Genomic DNA, 17,535 nt, shown 5'->3' on the forward strand with positions numbered 1-17,535 from the left:
CATTGGGAGGAGCCTATCATGTCAAACAAAGTATTAATCGTGGATGATGCAGCGTTCATGCGTATGATGATCAAGGAAATTCTGTCGAAAAATGGCTACAGCGTAGTTGGGGAAGCAAGTGACGGCGCTCAAGCAATTGAAAAATACAAAGAGCTCGGTCCTGACCTGGTTACCATGGACATCACGATGCCTGAAATGGACGGAATTGCTGCGTTGAAGGAAATCAAGAAGCTCGATCCGAACGCGCGTGTCATCATGTGCTCCGCAATGGGTCAGCAAGCCATGGTTATTGATGCGATTCAGGCGGGCGCAAAAGACTTTATCGTGAAGCCATTCCAGGCAGATCGCGTGCTGGAAGCGATCAAAAAGACCTTGAGCTAATGAGGACCATCCGGAATGCAGGGACAAGGCTTATATGGGTTTGTTGTCTCATCATGCTGCTTGTCGCCTCCCTTCCTGTTGTAGTATCAGCTGAAGGTACTGTAGCGGATTCCTACAATCAGGGGAATGCACCAAAGAGCAATGCGCCCGCCGGCGGCGAACAGCCGGCGGCCATTCCGGGCAGTGGAAATACGAGTATGTGGGGATATTTGATTCAGGTCATATTCTCGCTTGGATTTATCGCTGTGCTCATTTACTTCTTGCTCCGCTTTTTGGGCAAAAGACAAATCGGACAAAATCATGGGCCAATCAAGGTCATATCTGTAGCTGCATTGGGAAATGGGAAGACGATGCAAGTCGTGATGATTGGCGAGTCCTTGTATATCGTCGGAGTTGGCGAAAATGTGCAATTGCTCCGAATGATAGAACCAGGCGAAGAAGTAGATCTAATCCTGGCAGACGCAGAGATTAAACCGCTTGCTACTTCCTTTTCTCTCCCATGGCTGCGATTCGGGAAAAAGAAGCAGGTGGACGAAGAAATTCTTTATACATCAGAAGTGGACGGTCAAACATTTCAAGACCTGCTGAATGGTCAGTGGAACCAGGTGAATAAACGGCCGGTCCAATCAGATGTATGGACCAAAGAGGACGCTCAGGACAGAGGGGACCTAAAATGAAACATGTATGGCAGGTGCTCGTGATTGCCGCAGTGCTGCTCGCTTTACCGCAAATCGTGCTGGCAGCTCCCGCGGGAACACCGCTTGTTCCGAGCATTGATCTGAAGATTGGCGGCGGAGCGGGAACGCCTCAAGAAACATCCTCGGCGATTCAGCTCTTGCTGATTTTGACGGTATTATCGGTAGCACCCGCAATCTTGCTGCTGATGACAAGCTTTACACGGATTGTCATTGTGCTGTCCTTTGTTCGCAATGCGTTAGCAACGCAGCAAATGCCCCCCAATCAGGTGCTGATTGCTCTGGCTCTGTTTATGACCTTCTTTATCATGGCGCCTACGCTGGGGAAAGTGAACGAGACGGCTGTACAGCCTTTCATGCAGGGGAAACTCACCCAGCAGCAAGCGTTTGATACAGCGGTTGTGCCCTTTAAGGAGTTCATGGCAAAGCAGACGAGGGAAAAGGACTTGGCGCTCTTTATGGAATATACCAAGACTGAACGCCCCAAGACGATCCAAGACATACCGCTGAGCGCACTGGTGCCAGCATACGCGATCAGTGAGCTGAAGACAGCTTTTCAAATTGGATTTATGATCTTTATTCCGTTTCTTGTGATTGACATGGTCATCTCCAGTATTTTGATGGGGATGGGGATGATGATGCTTCCGCCTGTCATGATCTCCTTGCCATTTAAAATCTTGCTCTTCATTATGGTGGATGGCTGGTATCTGGTTGTGAAATCACTTTTGATCAGTTTTTAGGAATTCCCAAAGGGTTCGAGGAGGTAGAGCATGACACAAGAATTATTGATGCAGGTTGCCCAAAGCTCGGTATATACCATCCTGCTGCTTGCTGCGCCCGCCCTGGGGGTTGCCTTGCTGGTCGGCTTGCTCGTCAGTGTATTCCAGGCAACGACGCAAATCCAGGAACAGACGCTAGCCTTTATCCCCAAAATCTTGGCAGTGTTCATTACGCTGCTGGCTGTGGGGCCATGGATGCTACGGGTCATGCTGGATTTCACAACGGGGATCTTTGGAAACCTCCATCGGTTTGTCGGGTAGCCTATGAATCTTTTTTTCACATACCTGCCCATCTTTTTATTGGTTTTTGTAAGAATGAGCGCCTTTTTCGTAGCGGCTCCCTTCTTTTCCATTAAAGGGGTACCGAATCAGTTCAAGATCGCGTTAGCCTTTCTCATGGCTGTCATCAGCTTTCAGTTCATTCCCTTACAGGGGCAGCAGGTCGCAATGGATCTTACCTTCCTCTTGCATGTTTGCAAGGAAGCGCTGGTAGGAGTGATCCTCGGATACATTTGCGAAATGATGTTCGTCGCGATTCAAGTGGCTGGCGGACTTATGGATATGCAGATGGGATTGGCGATGGCAAACGTAATTGACCCGAAAACAGGTGCCTACATACCTATCACAGGTAATTTCAAGAACATACTGGCTGTCCTATACTTTTTCAGCATCAATGGTCACCACATGCTGATCCGCGGAATCATCAAGAGCTACGAAGCCATCCCGATAGAAGCTACGTGGGCGGCATTTGGCAGCGAGCAGGTAATGATGACCGCCGTAAAAGTCTTTTCCAACATGTTTCTGAGTGCGTTTATGATGGCGGCACCTATTGTCGTCGCCTTGTTTCTCGTAGACGTCTCTCTTGGAATTATCGCCAAATCGGTTCCCCAATTTAATATCTTTGTCGTAGGTTTGCCACTTAAATTGCTCGCAGGATTTTTGTTGTTGATCGTGGTGATGCCCGCCTTTTTGCTGACATTAAACGGATTATTTGAGAGTATGTTCCGGGCACTCGCAGAAATGATGAAATTGCTCGGAGGCACACCATGAAAAGAATCAGCTTTCGTTATCCGATAGACTTGCAGTTTTTTAACGGGGAAAAAACGGAAAAAGCGACCCCGAAGAAAAAGGATGATGCTCGGAAAAAAGGACAAGTGGCAAAGAGCCAGGATTTGTCTCCGGCCATCGCTTTGACAGCTTTTTTCTTCCTCTTAATCATGCTGGGCTCGAGCATGTTGACGATCTTTCAAAACATCATGAAAGAGTCGCTGATCACGTACACGGGCTGGCAGTTAAATGAAGAGAATCTGAAAATCATGGTTTCACAGCTAGCATTTGAAGCCATCAAGATCGTAGGTCCTGTCTTGGGTGTATCGATGCTGGTCGCCTTTGCAGTGAACTTTATGCAGGTAGGCTGGTTAATCTCTACGGAACCGCTTCAGATGAAACTGGAAAAGCTGAATCCGATTGAGGGTGCAAAACGGATTTTTTCCTTGCGATCAATCGTCGAGCTGTTGAAATCATTATTAAAAATCGGTGCGGGTATCTATGTAGCATACTCGATTTTATGGAGCACCAAAGATCAGGTGGTGCAGCTTTCTCTGAAGTCTTTGGGAACGGTTTTGTCCTTTACGGCTGGAGAGGTCGCCAAGCTCGGAATCTACCTAGGGCTCTTGTTGTTCGTTTTAGCCGTTTTGGACTATGCGTATCAACGCTATGAGTACGAAAAGAATTTGCGCATGTCCAAGCAAGACTTAAAAGACGAGCACAAGCAGGCTGAAGGGGATCCGCTGATTAAAGGAAAGATTCGCGAGCGGCAACGCAGCATGGCCATCCGGCGCATGATGCAAGAGCTGCCGAAAGCGGATGTCATTATTACCAACCCGACGCACTTTGCCGTTGCCATCCGTTATGACGCGAGTGCGATGAGTGCTCCTACGGTGGTAGCCAAAGGGCAAGACTACCTTGCTTTAAAAATCAGAGAAGTGGCAAAAAAACACCGGATCGTTACGATGGAAAACAAGCCCTTGGCCAGGGCTCTCTATAGTCAGGTTGAGATCGGACAACAAATTCCCGAAGATTTGTTCAAAGCGGTAGCGGAGGTTCTCGCGTACGTGTACAAGCTGCAGGGGAAATTGAAATAAGAGAAAGGAGGATGAACCGTGGGATTCAAATTCAAAGAGATAGGTACGATTCTTTTCGTCATAAGCATTGTAGTCATGATGGTGATCCCACTCCCTTCTGGACTGCTTGACTTGCTCTTGATTCTAAATATCTCCCTTGCGTTGACCATTTTGCTCGTGTCCATGTACACCAAGGAAACGCTGGAGTTTTCCATTTTCCCCACAGTCCTGCTCATTACTACGCTGTTTCGTTTGGCACTGAATGTCTCCACGACGAGGAACATTCTCTCTCATGGAGAAGGCGGCAAGGTGATTGAAACCTTTGGGGATTTTGTCGTTGGTGGTAATCAAGTCGTAGGTTTTGTCGTTTTCCTGATCCTGATTATTATCCAGTTCATCGTTATTACCAAAGGTTCCGAACGTGTGGCAGAGGTTGCGGCGCGCTTTACGTTGGATGCCATGCCCGGTAAACAAATGAGTATTGACGCGGATTTGAACGCAGGGATGATTACCGAAGCAGAAGCGCGAGCTAGAAGGAAAAAAATCGAAAATGAAGCAGACTTTTACGGAGCGATGGATGGTGCCAGCAAATTCGTAAAAGGGGACGCCATTGCAGGAATCATCATCTTTATCGTAAATATTATCGGCGGCTTTATCATCGGGATGCTCATTCATGATATGAGTTTCGCAGAGTCTGCTTCCCGTTTTACAACAATGTCTGTGGGTGACGCGCTCGTTAGCCAGATCCCCGCCCTGTTGATCTCGACGGCAGCAGGTATCATTGTGACTCGCTCTACTTCTGGCGAAGGCTTGGGAGAAGACATCGTCAAGCAAATGTTCAACTTCCCACGACTGCTGTACATCGTAGCGGGATGCATGCTCCTTTTGGGGATGTTTACGCCAATTGGGCTCTTGCCAGTCTTGCCGGTTGCAGGGATTATGGGGTTTGCTGGGTGGAAGCAGAGTAATAAACAAAGGATGGATCTGCTCGAATCGCAAGACAAAGTGGAAGAACAGCAGATCGAGGAAGTACGCAGTCCCGAAAGTGTTGTCAATCTGCTGCAGGTGGATCCGATCGAATTCGAATTTGGTTACGGACTCATCCCGCTGGCAGATGTGAAACAGGGCGGTGACCTGCTCGATCGCGTCATCATGATTCGAAGGCAGATTGCCTTGGAAATGGGGATCGTGGTTCCGGTCATCCGCATTCGCGACAACATCCAGCTGAGACCGAACGAATACATGATCAAAATCAAAGGCAATCAAGTAGCGAAAGGGGAAATCATGCTGGATCACTACCTGGCAATGAGCCCCGGTTTTGAAGATGATTCCGTTGTCGGGATTGAAACCGTGGAACCTGCGTTTGGATTGCCTGCATTATGGGTAACAGAAGAGAATAAGGAGATTGCCGAGCTCTCTGGTTACACGGTAGTCGACCCGCCTTCTGTAGTGGCTACTCACTTGACCGAAATCATCAAACGTCATGCACACGAACTGCTGGGCCGTCAGGAAACGCGTGCTTTGATCGACAATGTGAGGGAAACCGCTCCCGTATTGGTGGACGAGCTGGTGCCAGGATCGCTTTCGATTGGGGATATACAAAAGGTATTGCAAAAGCTGTTGCGGGAAAAAGTATCCGTGCGCAACCTGAATATTATCCTCGAAGCATTGGCAGACCACGCTCTTTATACCAAAGACACAGATATTTTGACCGAATACGTCAGACAAGCGATGTCGAGACAAATTACGCTTCAGTATACAGAGCCTGGACAGCCATTGCGGGTACTGACTGCCGGAGCTGGTTTGGAAAAGGTCATCTCGGAGCGTGTCGAACAATCAGAGCAAGGCAGCTATCTGGCGATGGATCCAGAGACATCGCAAAGAATCTACCAAACGATGTCGGCAGAGGTAGGAAAGATGATCAACTCCGGACAACAGCCGATCCTCCTTTCTTCTCCAGCTACCCGTATGTACTTGCGTCAATTGCTCGATCGGATGATGCCGGATGTTCCCGTTTTGTCATACAGCGAGCTGGAGCCACATGTTGAAGTGCAAAGCGTAGGGATGGTGAATATTTCGTGAGAGTGAAACGTTACATAGTCGATTCAATGCCGGAAGCACTAGAAAAAATCAGAGTAGACTTGGGGAAGGATGCTGTCATTTTAAATTCCAAGTCTGTAAAAACAGGCGGCCTGTTTGGAATGTTTGGCAAGATGAAAATAGAAGTGATTGCCGCAGTAGATGAAAAAGCCTCTTCTAATGAAGCAAGTCGGGGGCCGGCTATGAATCGACAAATGGACGCTGCACCTCGCGCGCAATTCGGTACAGGCGCATATACCGCCAAGCAAGCGTATCGAAAAGCTTTACCGAAAGCAGAAAGTGCTGTTGCCGTACAAGAACGCGAGCCGTCTCCTCCAGAGTCTCCAGAGGTGCTGGTGCAGCGAGAGACAAAGCCAGCCGCCGCCGTGATGGATGGGATCAAGCAGCAGCCGTCTCCGAGCTTGCCAGTCTCCAAGCCAATGGAAACGGTATCGGCAAGTACAGCTGGTGCAGATGCCCTTGCGAGTGAAGTCCGTGATATGCGCCAAATGTTTCAGAAGCTGCTCGTGAATGATCTGAGTCAGCAGCTTCCTCTGGTTATCCAAAATATACGGACCAGGCTGCTGGAGCAAGGGGTAACAGAAGATGTCACCGCCACCATACTTGCTAAGCTGATGGAGGGTTTGCCAACTGCCGGTGAATGGCAAGAGGCAGATGCACGCACTGCAGCCCGTGAGATCGTGTCTGGGATAGTGGCAGCGAATCAGCAGCCGCCATTGAAGCTGGAGAGAACGGTGAAATACGCGTTTTTCTTTGGTCCAACGGGTGTCGGTAAAACGACGACCATCGCAAAGCTCGCCGCCGATAGCATGCTGAAAGAAAAGCGAAAGATTGGGTTTATCACAGCGGATACGTATCGTATGGCTGCTGTAGAGCAGCTCAAAACATACGCAAATATTTTGAACGTACCACTGGAAGTCGTGTTTCAGCCAAAAGAAATGGCTGCGGCGATGGAGCGATTGAGTGATTGCGACCTGATTTTTGTAGATACGGCTGGACGCAACTTCCGCAACGATGAATATGTACAGGGCATTAGGCAGCTTGTCGATCATGGAACGAACAGCGTTAATTACCTGGTGCTCAGCCTGACGTCAAAATATCAGGACATGAAAGCAATCGTTCAAAATTTTGCGGATGTGCCGAACAAGCAAGTGATCTTTACGAAAGCAGACGAAACGCAAAGCTTTGGTAACATGCTGAATGTGTCTCAGGAGATGAAGCTCCCATTCTCCTACATCACGACAGGACAAAATGTGCCAGATGATATTGTAGTGGCGACTCCATCGCTCGTTTCATCCATGGTAGTAGGAGATTGAGTCGATGCGCGATCAAGCCGAACAACTTCGACAACGAATACAGCAGAGCACACAGAAGCGCCCGACGAAGCTGGTTACGGTCACGAGCGGTAAAGGCGGAGTTGGGAAGTCGAATTTCAGTCTCAATTTTGGTCTCGGATTGATCGAGAGAGGACATAAGGCCGTTTTGTTCGATGTCGATCTAGGTCTGGCCAATTTGGATGTCTTGATGGGCATTTCGCCTAAAAAGCATCTGTTCCATCTGCTCGAACCGGATACGACAGTGTGGGACATTATGGAAAAGGGCCCGGGCCATTTGGAATTTATTGCGGGCGGATCAGGTTTCACGCAGATCATGCAGCTGGATGATGAAAAGCTGGACTTGCTCTTCAGCCGCCTTGACCCGCTACAAGGGTACGCCGATACCATCATTTTCGATACAGGAGCGGGTTTATCCAAAGAGTCCTTGCATTTTATGCTCTCCTCGGATGAAGTCATTGTCGTTACCACACCGGAGCCGCCCGCGATTACGGATGCCTACGCGGTGATTAAGATGCTGCATTCCCGAAATCCTGCCGTTAGGATCCGCCTGGTCATCAATCGAGTGGTCAATGAGCGAGAAGGGAAAATGACTGCTGACAAGTTAGCGATGGTAGCCAAGCGTTTTCTAGATCTGGAGATTCAAGCGCTAGGATTTGTATCGGATGATTCGCATGTTACCAAAGCAGTAAAGCAGCAGCGTCCTTTTCTACTTACATATCCGCAATCGCATGCCTCACGGAGCATTCGGAGCTTGGTTGGGCAGTATCTGCAAAGCTCAGCCCAAACAGATACCCAGGCGAATGGTCTGAAAGGATTTTTTGCGAAGCTGAAACACTTCATACGATAGAGCAACAGGGTGTAGGAAAGGAGCGTTCTTGCATTGAGTAAAATTCGAGTTCTTGTCACAGATGATTCTGCATTCATGAGAAAAGTTATAACAGATATTTTGTCTTCAGACCCTGAGATTGAAGTCATTGATCGAGCAAGGAATGGACTCGAGTGTATTGAAAAATGCAAACAGCTGAATCCAGATGTGCTTACGCTGGACATCGAAATGCCTGTGATGAACGGTCTGGACGCTTTGAAGTCATTGATGAGTGAGCACCCTTTGCCGATTGTAATGCTGAGCAGTTTGACGCGCGAGGGCGCAGAGGCTACGATCGAGGCTTTGGAGCTGGGCGCATTCGATTTTGTGACGAAGCCGTCAGGGCCTATCTCACTCGACATACATAAGGTTGGAGATCGTTTGATTGAGCGGGTAAAAGCGGCAAGTATGGCAAAAGGCAGATGGAAGCGTGCTGTTCCAAGGCCAAGCATCTTTAAAAAATGGGAAACGAAGCCAGCCTCTGTCCAAACGCCACCACCGCTTTCAACAGCAGCCGTGCCGATCGTGACGCCGAGTACGCCAAACGAAATAAAGCCGCCCATCAAAAAGAATCCTGGGACAAGGCCAAGATTGGTAGCGCTGGGTACATCGACGGGGGGACCGAAAGCTTTGCAAGTGGTCTTGACGGCGATACCGGCAGATTTTCCCGCTCCTATCGCGATTGTTCAGCATATGCCGGCCGGTTTTACGAAATCGTTGGCGCAGCGGTTGAATACACTGTCCCAGATACGGGTGACGGAAGTGGTGGATGGAGAGATTTTGGAGCCAGGAACAGCCTACATTGCGCCTGGCGGATACCATTTTGAAGTCCGCCATGTCAATGGAAGACTGCAGGCCCATTTACATCAGGAAGAGCCTCGAGGCGGTCATCGACCATCTGTGGACACATTATTTGAATCAGTCAGTCGATTGACAAATGTAGACAAATGGGCAATTATCATGACAGGCATGGGAAATGATGGGACAAAAGGTCTAAAAATGATGAAGGAGCTCGATTCTGTTACGAGCATTGTCGAAGATGAGTCGACATGTGTCGTTTATGGAATGCCTCGTTCAGCAGCATTAGCGGGGTTGGCTGATCATGTAGCACCCGTTGATAAAATACCTGAGCTGTTGTGCAAGCTCGTGCACTGATTTTTGGGAGGTGGATCACCGATGGATATGAATCAGTATTTGGACATGTTTATCGAAGAATCGAAAGAACATCTGCAAGCAATCAATGCCAATCTGCTCTTGCTGGAGAATGATCCAGGGAACATTACACACGTAAAGGAAATCTTTCGCTCTGCGCATACCTTGAAAGGGATGTCGGCGACCATGGGCTTTGAAGACATGGCAAATCTGACGCATGAAGCAGAAAATGTACTGGATCTCATCCGCAACCAGAAGCTGATGATCACAAGCGACATTATGGATGTAATTTTCCAGAGTGTGGATTTGATCGAGGGCATGGTGATTGACATTACGGAAGGCGGAGATGGCTCCGCAGATGTATCCGGACCTGTGAAAAAGCTGAGGGCGATCGTGGCAGGTGAATTCACAGCGGAAAGTGAAGTTGCTGCAGCATCAGCTGTTGCCATTGAGGAAGAGGCTCCAGCCGAAGAGCAAATCGTGGCGGGTGAGCAGGACCTGGACGACTACGCTCTGATGGTGTTGAAACAGTCAAAAGAATTGGGCAACAACCTCATGTGGATTACGGTGACTTTGAACGACAACTGCTTGCTGAAAGCAGCCCGTGCCTATATGGTCTTCGATCAGCTGGAGTCCCTCGGTGAAGTCATTAAGACGAAGCCGACCGTGGAAGACATAGAAAACGAACGGTTTGAGACTTCTTTTGAGATTGCTTATGTCACGATGCACCCTGCCGATAAAATTCGCGGTGCGATCCTGAACATCTCAGAAATCCAAGACGTCAAAATTGACCCGATCGGACTGAAGGAAGCACAGGCGCCTGTACCTGCGGTTGTAGAGACGGTAGAAGCAGCTGCTCCTGTGAAAAAAGAGCCAGAAGCACAACAAGCACCTGTGCGCAAACAAGCAGCTGGTGGAAAAACCATCCGCGTCGATATCGAGCGACTGGATATTCTCATGAATCTGTTCAGCGAGCTGGTCATTGACCGCGGAAGGCTGGAGCAGCTGGCGCGCGAGATCGGGAAAAGCGAGCTCCAAGAGACGGTTGAGCACATGAGCCGAATCAGCGGCGATTTGCAGAACATCATTCTAACGATGCGCATGGTACCGGTGGAGCAAGTATTCAATCGTTTCCCACGTATGATTCGCGATCTGCAGAAAGATTTGAACAAGAAGGTCAATCTGGAGATTATCGGAGCGGAAACAGAGCTGGACCGAACCGTAATCGACGAAATCGGCGATCCGTTGAACCACTTGCTGAGAAACTCGCTGGACCATGGAATCGAGTCGCCAGCCGACCGTAAAAATGCTGGGAAGCCCGAAGAGGGAACGATCGTTCTGCGTGCGTTCCACAGCGGTAATCACGTATTTATCGAAGTAAAAGATGACGGTGCGGGGATCAACAAGGATCGCGTGCTGAAGAAAGCGATCGAGCGCGGTATTGTGAATCCTGCGGCAGCAGATAGTTTAACGGACAAGCAAATTCACGAGCTGCTGTTCGCTGCCGGCTTCAGTACTGCAGAGGTGATCTCGGATATTTCGGGTAGGGGAGTAGGACTCGACGTTGTGAAATCCAAGATCGAATCTCTTGGCGGCAGCGTTGGCGTAGAGTCTGTTCGCGGACAAGGCACGACATTCCTGATCCAGTTGCCGCTCACTCTCTCCATTATTTCTGCGATGCTCGTTCAAGTGCAGGATGAGAAATATGCGGTTCCGCTCAGCTCGATCATCGAGACAGCTGTATTTAGAAAAGATCAGATCATGATGGCGCATCGCCAGAAAGTGATCGATTTCCGTGGACGCGTCGTTCCGCTGGTATCTTTGCAGGATATTTTCCAAGTACCTGCGAGCGACTCGGTACAAGATGATGAAGAAGTAGCCGTAATCATCGTGCGCAAAGGCGAAAAGATGGCGGGACTTGTGGTCGATTCCTTTATCGGACAACAAGAAATCGTACTGAAATCCTTGGGCAAGTACCTGGTGAACGTTTTCGCCATTTCAGGTGCAACGATCTTAGGAGATGGACAAGTAGCTCTCATTATCGATTGCAACGCACTGATCAAGTAGGAGCGTAAATTCTTACACGTAAAAGGGAGGGGAAGCCACATGCTCGAGCACAAAGAAATCGTTGGCGAAGTGAAAGTGATTGTCTTCCGCTTGAAAGATGAAGAGTACGGGGTAGAAGTGGGCCAAGTCAAATCCATTGAAAAATTGGAGCACATCACACGAGTGCCTCGGACACCGAAGTTTGTAAAAGGTGTCATTAATCTCCGCGGGGTCGTAACGCCTATCATCGATTTGCGCAACCGTTTTGAGTTGGAGGAAAGTGTCTACTCGGAATCTACTCGCATCATTATCGTTGCGGTAGGAGAGCTGGAGGTTGGACTGATTGTCGATGCTGCAAATGATGTTATTGACATCGCAGTGGATGCGATCGAGCCTCCACCAGAGGTTGTCGGTGGTGTCGAAGCAGCGTATCTACGGGGTGTCGCCAAGTTGGACAAGCGTCTCTTGATCCTGCTGAACCTCGACAAAGTGTTGAGTACAGAGGAAATCAAGCAGCTGGACGCTATTGAGGGGTAAGGAAAATGGCGTATTTTACGAAGTTTGGAGATTTCCAGTTTGACGTCCTGCGGGAAATTGGAAATATCGGTGCAGGCCATGCAGCTACTGCCCTCTCTAAGCTGATGAGCAAAGAAATCGATATGAAAGTACCTCAAGTAAGTATCATTCCTTTTGATGAGGTCGCTGATTGCGTAGGAGGAGCCGAGAACGTCGTCGTGACGGTCTTCCTCCGCGTAGAAGGCGACTGTCCAGGAAACATGTTCTTCATCCTTGATCTGGACTCGGCCAAGCATTTGCTGCAGCAGATCACGGGGATTGAAAAGGATGTATATGAGTGGGAAGAGTTCGAGATTTCAGCTTTGCATGAAATCGGCAACATCCTCACAGGCTCCTATCTATCGTCATTGGCTGATTTTACGCACTTGAATCTTCAGCCATCTGTTCCTGCACTTGCTGTGGACATGGCAGGGGCGATTCTGAGCTACGGATTGATTGAGCTTGGACAAGCAGGTGACTTTGCACTGACGATTGACACCGCCTTTTTTGAGGGGAACGAATTGGTGAAAGGGAACTTCTTTTTAATCCCTGACCCTGACTCCCTTCCCATTCTATTTCGTTCACTAGGAGTTCCTTTCGATGGAGATTATTAAGATCGGTATGGCCGACCTCGGTGTGGCAAAGCCACCGAGTCGCTTGCGTACTACTGGACTCGGCTCGTGCGTAGGGGTTGTCCTCTACGACAGCAACCACAAAATTGCGGGAATGGCACATGTCATGCTACCAGAATCATCTCTAGCAAAAAATGGGGAGCTGACAGTAGGAAAGTACGCGGATACGGCGATCCCTTATTTGATCAATCAGATGGAGCGAGCGGGTGCATCAACCCGGAATATGGTGGCGAAATTGGCGGGTGGCGCACAAATGTTCGCGTTTCTTGGCAAGAATGATACGATGCGAATCGGACCGAGAAACGTGGAAGCATGCAAACAGGCTTTGAAGGACGCACAGATAAAGATCGTGGCAGAAGACACAGGGGGTAACTGCGGTCGGACGATAGAATTAGATGCCACAAACGGCGTGCTTCAAATCCGAACAGTAAATCAAGGTGTGAAGGAAGTATAGGAATGAAGGGAACTTTGTGGATTAATTCTGGCTTGGGAATACTCGCGTTTGTCGTCACGCTGGCGACGGCTTGGGCAAGTAACGTCTGGCTCGTTTCACTAGAGCGGGCAGGCGTCGCATTTATCGTATTTTTCCTCGTCGCTTTTCCTGTCCGTTGGATAATCAGCAAGGTGACACAACCCCTGGCTCTCTCGGCGATGGAAGGAGAGGATGCGCTGCAGAGTAGTGCAGCTTCTCCCGTGAGAGAGACAGAGGATCAACAGTCAGAAGCGAGCGAGGAGTCATTTGCTCCTCTCGCTGTTTCCCAGATGGAGAGAATTCGTCCCATTGAGGATCCCACTACTGTCGCAGAGGTCGTTAGGCGCTTAACAGATGAGTAAAGGCTGGTGAGTAATTCGTGGCACGGCTAACCATACAAGAGAAGGCAAAAGAATTCGATAAATGGGTCATGTGGAAACAAGAGGGCAGTCGCGAAGCAGAAATCGATTTGATCACACGCTTTTTGCCGCTCGTAGACAAAGTAGCCAACCGTTTGGCGATCAACTTGCCAGCTAATGTGGACAAAGATGATCTGGTCAGCTACGGTCGCTTTGGGCTGTTGGACGCATTGGCCAAATTCGATCACACACGCGGTTTGCAGTTCGAAACGTATGCGATGTGGCGTATTCGTGGGGCGATGATTGACGGTTTGCGCGAAAATGACTGGATCCCTCGTACGGTTCGCGACAAGGCCAAAAAAATCGAAGAAGCGTATACAACTTTGGAACAGCAAATGCTGCGAATGCCTACAGACCTGGAAGTAGCGGAATACTTGGGGATTAGTGAAAAGGACCTTCAGCAAGTGTTTTTTGAAACTTCTCTCGCGACAATGGTCTCCATCGATGAAGCAGTCGGCGAGGAAGACGAGCAGAAAACGGCAAGACACTCCTACATCGTGGATGATATGACGCCACGGCCTGAAAATGTGGCAGAAACCACGAGTCTGAAGGAAGTTCTTGTCACCGTAATTGACAAGCTGCCTGAGAAAGAAAGACTGGTCGTTTCCTTGTTCTACTTTGAAGAAATGACCCTGTCCGAAATTGCTGAGATCATGAGCTTGTCGCCTTCACGTATCTCTCAGCTCCATTCCAAGGCGCTGTTCCGTCTTCGTTCTGCGTTGTCCCGATGGAAGTCTCAATTAATGTAGATAGAAAGTACCCAAAGGCTTGAGGGGGTTAGAAGTGATGGAAGGGATCGCGAAGTATCGATTAGAGGTAAATATTTCGCCGGATAAATTGGAGGCGGGGATCCTACTTCGAGTAGATGAGGAGGATCTCGATACCCTTTTGTTGTCAGAAGGCGATATTTACAAAGAACTCGAGAGGAAAAAAATTAAGGTCGGTATTTTAGACAATGTCGTTCGGGATTTGTGTGCGCTTCCGAGAAAGTACGCAAATTCCCAGGTTACCATCGCTCGGGGCGTCGCTCCTGTTCAGGGAGTGGATGGATCCGTGGAGTATCCGTACTTGGATTCCGTGGTCGAGGGGAACGGCCCAAAGGAATTGGAAGACGGACGAGTAGACTACTACAATGTAACATCGATTCCAAACGTCGCCAAAGGCCAGCTATTAGCACGAAAGATTCCAGCTGGTCAAGGAACGGCAGGTACAACCGTTTCCGGAGAGACCATCGCTCCCAAAGCTGGCAAAGATGTAGTGATCAAGCCAGGTAAAAACGTGGTGCAAAATCAGGAAAGAACGATGATTTACGCCGCGATAGATGGACAAGTATCGTTTACCGATAACGACAAAATGAACGTCTTTCCGGTATTTGAAGTAAACGGAGATGTGGACTTCGGAGTCGGTAATATCGATTTCGTGGGAACGGTGGTCATTCGCGGGAACGTCTTAAATGGTTTTCGTGTAAAAGCATCGGGGGATATTCGGGTGCTGGGAAGCGTTGAAGGTGCTGAATTGCACGCAGAAGGATCTATCGAAATTAAAAGCGGGATTGTCGCGCAGGATAAGGGTCATATCATTGCAGGTCAAAACATTCGGACTTCATTTATACAAAATGCGAATGTAACAGCAGGAAACCAAGTGATTGTCTCCCAGAGCATCATGTTTTCAACCGTGCGTGCAGGCAAAGAGATCATTTGCAAGGGCGCCAAAGGAATCATCATTGGTGGAGTCTTGCAGGCGGGCGAGAAGATCGCTGCGCGGGTATTTGGCAATACGAGTGCAACCCCGACGATTTTGGAGGTGGGGGTAAAGCCTGAGCTGCGTCAGGAACTCGTACAAATTCAAAAGGAACTGCAAGTGGTATACGAGAACCTGCGTAAAACGGATCAAGGTTTGAGTGTGATGAATCAGATTCTGCAAGTCAGCGGGGAGCTGCCACCAGATAAACGCATGCTGCAAATTAAACTCACCAACACCAGGCTCGTCCTGGAAAAGGAATGCAAATCGCTGGAAGCTCGGAAAAAAGATGTTGAAACCGAGTTGAAAGGCGAAGGACCAGCTGCGATCGAGGCGTATCATGTGATGTATCCTGGTATTAAGATGACGTTTGGCAAGCTGGTGCATTTTATCAAACATGAATACGCGCGAACTCGGTTTGTCGTATTGGATGGCGAGATCAGCACAGCTACGCTCATTTGACTTCCGTTTGGTGTACCATCAGGCCGTGTAAGGGAGCTGGGTTTCGATGAGCTTGAAGAATGTGGAACTGCAAGTTGCCTTGCCACGTACGCTCGAAGTCACACGGATTCAGGATCAGCTGCTTCAACGGAGCGTCCACGAGCAGCAATCCCTCATGGAGGAGCGTAGCCAGCTCGATCAACAGATGAGACAGCGCCCGACAGATGTTTCGCATACCGAAAAAAACAGGATTCGTGAGCGAGAGCAAAAGTCAAAGAATAAGCAGCAAGACCCCGATATGTCTTCCGCAAGTCCAGAGGGAGAAGAAGCGGACGACGACGTAAAAAGGAAGCAAGTATCCATGCGTGACCCATTGCGCGGTCGCTTTATCGATATATCATTATAAGGATAGAAGTATAAAAAGCCAGAAACAAAGGTGGCCATCATGGACGTAGTGTATCTCATCTTGATCGGAGTCGGATTTGTCTGTATATTCATTTCCTTCTTTTTAAAAGGAAAGCAAACGAATGAATCCGATTCTTTTGAACTGACACATCGCACCGCGGACAAGGCAGAGGTCGATAAAAAATGGCAGTTGCTTGGAAAGCAGATCAAACAGGACAAGGACTACCTGTTTTCTCAGATCGAGATCGTACAGGGAGAGCTGCTTGGAGAAATTCATGCGTTGCGCAAGCGAATCGAACAATTAGAAAGCCAGGAAGTGTCGGCGAAGGCGCTCCAAGCTCCAACGATAGACGTGTTGGACGCTCCTCTTATGAATAATGAAACGCAACAAATGAACGACGTAGACATGCTGGCTTTGCGAGAGAGATATCGCAGAGTCTTTGAGCTGCACAGGGAAGGGCTGTCTCCGGATGAGATCGCCAAACGCATGGGCGCAGGAAGAGGAGAAATCGACCTGATCTTTGCCTTGGCTGCGCGTAAAGAAAGAGGGACAGCCGATGCGTAAACGGGAGCTGTTACTCGGCTTTGGTGCCGGTATGATTGTGGCCGCAGCGGCGACAGGCTGGTTTCAGACCAAGCAGATGCCTTCCGTGCAGAAGGCTCTTTCGTCTGAGCAGATCAAAAAGGCAGCCGAAGAATTGGAAATGGTCGTGTTGAGCAAGGAAGAGTATGAGCAGTGGCAGCAAGAGAAAAAAGTCAATGTGAAGCCTGCTCCCGAAGCACCGAAAGCTCCTGCGACACCTCGAGCGGGCCAGACGGTCAAGCCGCAAAGTCCAACTTCTACACAGCCGGCATCACCTAATCTGCCAGCTTCTGGTGTGCAAACGACGATTCCACAAACGACGAGTCCGACTAATGGGGCGACTACCCCGGCTGAGCAGGTGAAGAGCCCGGTTCAGCCGAATGTGGAAACGCCTGTGGTTAAAAAGCAGATTTCCTTTACGGTTCCATACAAAGCGACGGCAGAGGGTGTGGCCAAAAAGCTCGTAGCGGAAGGCATCCTGCCGCCTGACAACACGCTGGTGGAAGAGCTCCGAAGCCAGGACAAGCTAAATCGGATCCGTGTGGGAACCTATCAGATTACTACCCCTGCGACGGCAGCAGATATCGTCAAACTTATTACGACTCCGCCCCAGAAATGAGGCGGAGTTTTTTACAGCAACTAAGGCTCCGCCAAATCATATGGCGCAGTCAAGTTTTCTAGTGCGAAAATAATGGAATCTGTTTGTTGCAATTGAAAGTCTCATATGATATATTCATTTACGGTGTTGAAATCGCACGTCCACCAATTCCAGCAACGGTGCTGCCTCAGGCAGTTTTGCTTGGAAGATGC

General features: G+C 49.1%; 20 protein-coding genes. All 20 read left to right on the forward strand.

The window, feature by feature from the left end; genetic code table 11:
- Positions 1-18: 18 nt before the first annotated feature.
- Genes EDM59_RS03005 through EDM59_RS03100 form a run of 20 tightly spaced genes read left to right on the forward strand, consistent with a single transcriptional unit; the run spans position 19 to position 17,344 of the window.
- Positions 19-381, forward strand: coding sequence for a response regulator (locus EDM59_RS03005; protein WP_055746983.1), 363 nt, complete (start codon positions 19-21; stop codon positions 379-381).
- Positions 382-434: 53 nt separating this feature from the next.
- Positions 435-1,058 (forward strand): flagellar biosynthetic protein FliO, encoded by a 624-nt coding sequence (locus EDM59_RS03010; RefSeq protein WP_246010880.1) that lies wholly within the window; start codon positions 435-437, stop codon positions 1,056-1,058.
- Positions 1,055-1,816: a flagellar type III secretion system pore protein FliP gene (fliP, locus tag EDM59_RS03015; RefSeq protein WP_092266670.1), complete on the forward strand. Its 762-nt coding sequence runs from the start codon at positions 1,055-1,057 to the stop codon at positions 1,814-1,816. Before EDM59_RS03010 ends, fliP begins: the two co-directional genes overlap by 4 nt.
- A gap of 30 nt (positions 1,817-1,846) precedes the next feature.
- A complete protein-coding gene (gene fliQ / locus EDM59_RS03020) occupies positions 1,847-2,116 on the forward strand; it encodes a flagellar biosynthesis protein FliQ (RefSeq protein WP_092266671.1) in 270 nt (89 codons plus the stop codon).
- Positions 2,117-2,119: 3 nt separating this feature from the next.
- Positions 2,120-2,905: a flagellar biosynthetic protein FliR gene (fliR, locus tag EDM59_RS03025; protein WP_122922274.1), complete on the forward strand. Its 786-nt coding sequence runs from the start codon at positions 2,120-2,122 to the stop codon at positions 2,903-2,905.
- Positions 2,902-3,999: a flagellar biosynthesis protein FlhB gene (gene flhB, locus EDM59_RS03030; RefSeq protein ID WP_122922275.1), complete on the forward strand. Its 1,098-nt coding sequence runs from the start codon at positions 2,902-2,904 to the stop codon at positions 3,997-3,999. The genes fliR and flhB overlap by 4 nt, the downstream gene beginning before the upstream one ends.
- Before the next feature lie 18 nt (positions 4,000-4,017).
- Positions 4,018-6,060 carry a flagellar biosynthesis protein FlhA gene (gene flhA / locus EDM59_RS03035; RefSeq protein ID WP_122922276.1) on the forward strand — a complete coding sequence of 681 codons (2,043 nt, stop codon included), beginning with the start codon at positions 4,018-4,020 and terminating at the stop codon, positions 6,058-6,060.
- Positions 6,057-7,394, forward strand: coding sequence for a flagellar biosynthesis GTPase FlhF (gene flhF, locus EDM59_RS03040; protein ID WP_122922277.1), 1,338 nt, complete (start codon positions 6,057-6,059; stop codon positions 7,392-7,394). Before flhA ends, flhF begins: the two co-directional genes overlap by 4 nt.
- 4 nt (positions 7,395-7,398) lie before the next feature.
- A complete protein-coding gene (locus EDM59_RS03045; protein ID WP_122922278.1) occupies positions 7,399-8,262 on the forward strand; it encodes a MinD/ParA family protein in 864 nt (287 codons plus the stop codon).
- 33 nt (positions 8,263-8,295) lie between these two features.
- Complete coding sequence (locus EDM59_RS03050) at positions 8,296-9,435, forward strand: protein-glutamate methylesterase/protein-glutamine glutaminase (protein ID WP_122922279.1); 1,140 nt, start codon at positions 8,296-8,298, stop codon at positions 9,433-9,435.
- Between the two features lie 21 nt (positions 9,436-9,456).
- Positions 9,457-11,499 carry a chemotaxis protein CheA gene (locus EDM59_RS03055; RefSeq protein ID WP_122922280.1) on the forward strand — a complete coding sequence of 681 codons (2,043 nt, stop codon included), beginning with the start codon at positions 9,457-9,459 and terminating at the stop codon, positions 11,497-11,499.
- Between the two features lie 39 nt (positions 11,500-11,538).
- Positions 11,539-12,015, forward strand: a complete 477-nt coding sequence (locus tag EDM59_RS03060; RefSeq protein WP_092266679.1) for a chemotaxis protein CheW — start codon at positions 11,539-11,541, stop codon at positions 12,013-12,015.
- 5 nt (positions 12,016-12,020) lie between these two features.
- Entirely contained in the window at positions 12,021-12,647 is a 627-nt protein-coding gene (locus EDM59_RS03065) for a chemotaxis protein CheC (protein ID WP_092266680.1), read from the forward strand.
- A complete protein-coding gene (locus tag EDM59_RS03070; protein WP_122922281.1) occupies positions 12,634-13,119 on the forward strand; it encodes a chemotaxis protein CheD in 486 nt (161 codons plus the stop codon). Before EDM59_RS03065 ends, EDM59_RS03070 begins: the two co-directional genes overlap by 14 nt.
- Before the next feature lie 2 nt (positions 13,120-13,121).
- On the forward strand, positions 13,122-13,499 hold the full coding sequence (locus tag EDM59_RS03075; protein ID WP_122922282.1) for a hypothetical protein: 378 nt from the start codon (positions 13,122-13,124) through the stop codon (positions 13,497-13,499).
- A 17-nt stretch (positions 13,500-13,516) separates the two neighbouring features.
- On the forward strand, positions 13,517-14,305 hold the full coding sequence (locus EDM59_RS03080) for a FliA/WhiG family RNA polymerase sigma factor (RefSeq protein WP_122922283.1): 789 nt from the start codon (positions 13,517-13,519) through the stop codon (positions 14,303-14,305).
- 37 nt (positions 14,306-14,342) lie between these two features.
- The gene (locus EDM59_RS03085) at positions 14,343-15,758 is read left to right on the forward strand and encodes a flagellar assembly protein A (protein WP_122922284.1); all 1,416 of its coding nucleotides are present in this window, start codon (positions 14,343-14,345) and stop codon (positions 15,756-15,758) included.
- Between the two features lie 46 nt (positions 15,759-15,804).
- Entirely contained in the window at positions 15,805-16,143 is a 339-nt protein-coding gene (locus tag EDM59_RS03090; protein ID WP_122922285.1) for a hypothetical protein, read from the forward strand.
- Between the two features lie 39 nt (positions 16,144-16,182).
- The gene (locus EDM59_RS03095; RefSeq protein ID WP_122922286.1) at positions 16,183-16,707 is read left to right on the forward strand and encodes an RNA polymerase sigma factor; all 525 of its coding nucleotides are present in this window, start codon (positions 16,183-16,185) and stop codon (positions 16,705-16,707) included.
- Positions 16,700-17,344 (forward strand): DNA polymerase III subunit gamma/tau, encoded by a 645-nt coding sequence (locus tag EDM59_RS03100; RefSeq protein ID WP_122922287.1) that lies wholly within the window; start codon positions 16,700-16,702, stop codon positions 17,342-17,344. The genes EDM59_RS03095 and EDM59_RS03100 overlap by 8 nt, the downstream gene beginning before the upstream one ends.
- The last annotated feature ends 191 nt before the right edge of the window (positions 17,345-17,535 follow it).

The sequence above is a fragment of the Brevibacillus nitrificans genome, assembly GCF_003710965.1.
GTDB lineage: Bacteria > Bacillota > Bacilli > Brevibacillales > Brevibacillaceae > Brevibacillus > Brevibacillus centrosporus.

What these genes read in the sequence shown, in the direction of transcription:
- EDM59_RS03005 (WP_055746983.1), top strand. Translation starts at nt 19, where the DNA reads ATGTCAAACAAAGTATTAATCGTGGATGATGCAGCGTTCATGCGTATG.
- EDM59_RS03010 (WP_246010880.1), top strand. Translation starts at nt 435, where the DNA reads ATGCTGCTTGTCGCCTCCCTTCCTGTTGTAGTATCAGCTGAAGGTACT.
- fliP (WP_092266670.1), top strand. Translation starts at nt 1,055, where the DNA reads ATGAAACATGTATGGCAGGTGCTCGTGATTGCCGCAGTGCTGCTCGCT.
- fliQ (WP_092266671.1), top strand. Translation starts at nt 1,847, where the DNA reads ATGACACAAGAATTATTGATGCAGGTTGCCCAAAGCTCGGTATATACC.
- fliR (WP_122922274.1), top strand. Translation starts at nt 2,120, where the DNA reads ATGAATCTTTTTTTCACATACCTGCCCATCTTTTTATTGGTTTTTGTA.
- flhB (WP_122922275.1), top strand. Translation starts at nt 2,902, where the DNA reads ATGAAAAGAATCAGCTTTCGTTATCCGATAGACTTGCAGTTTTTTAAC.
- EDM59_RS03045 (WP_122922278.1), top strand. Translation starts at nt 7,399, where the DNA reads ATGCGCGATCAAGCCGAACAACTTCGACAACGAATACAGCAGAGCACA.
- EDM59_RS03055 (WP_122922280.1), top strand. Translation starts at nt 9,457, where the DNA reads ATGGATATGAATCAGTATTTGGACATGTTTATCGAAGAATCGAAAGAA.
- EDM59_RS03060 (WP_092266679.1), top strand. Translation starts at nt 11,539, where the DNA reads ATGCTCGAGCACAAAGAAATCGTTGGCGAAGTGAAAGTGATTGTCTTC.
- EDM59_RS03065 (WP_092266680.1), top strand. Translation starts at nt 12,021, where the DNA reads ATGGCGTATTTTACGAAGTTTGGAGATTTCCAGTTTGACGTCCTGCGG.
- EDM59_RS03070 (WP_122922281.1), top strand. Translation starts at nt 12,634, where the DNA reads ATGGAGATTATTAAGATCGGTATGGCCGACCTCGGTGTGGCAAAGCCA.
- EDM59_RS03075 (WP_122922282.1), top strand. Translation starts at nt 13,122, where the DNA reads ATGAAGGGAACTTTGTGGATTAATTCTGGCTTGGGAATACTCGCGTTT.
- EDM59_RS03085 (WP_122922284.1), top strand. Translation starts at nt 14,343, where the DNA reads ATGGAAGGGATCGCGAAGTATCGATTAGAGGTAAATATTTCGCCGGAT.
- EDM59_RS03090 (WP_122922285.1), top strand. Translation starts at nt 15,805, where the DNA reads ATGAGCTTGAAGAATGTGGAACTGCAAGTTGCCTTGCCACGTACGCTC.
- EDM59_RS03095 (WP_122922286.1), top strand. Translation starts at nt 16,183, where the DNA reads ATGGACGTAGTGTATCTCATCTTGATCGGAGTCGGATTTGTCTGTATA.
- EDM59_RS03100 (WP_122922287.1), top strand. Translation starts at nt 16,700, where the DNA reads ATGCGTAAACGGGAGCTGTTACTCGGCTTTGGTGCCGGTATGATTGTG.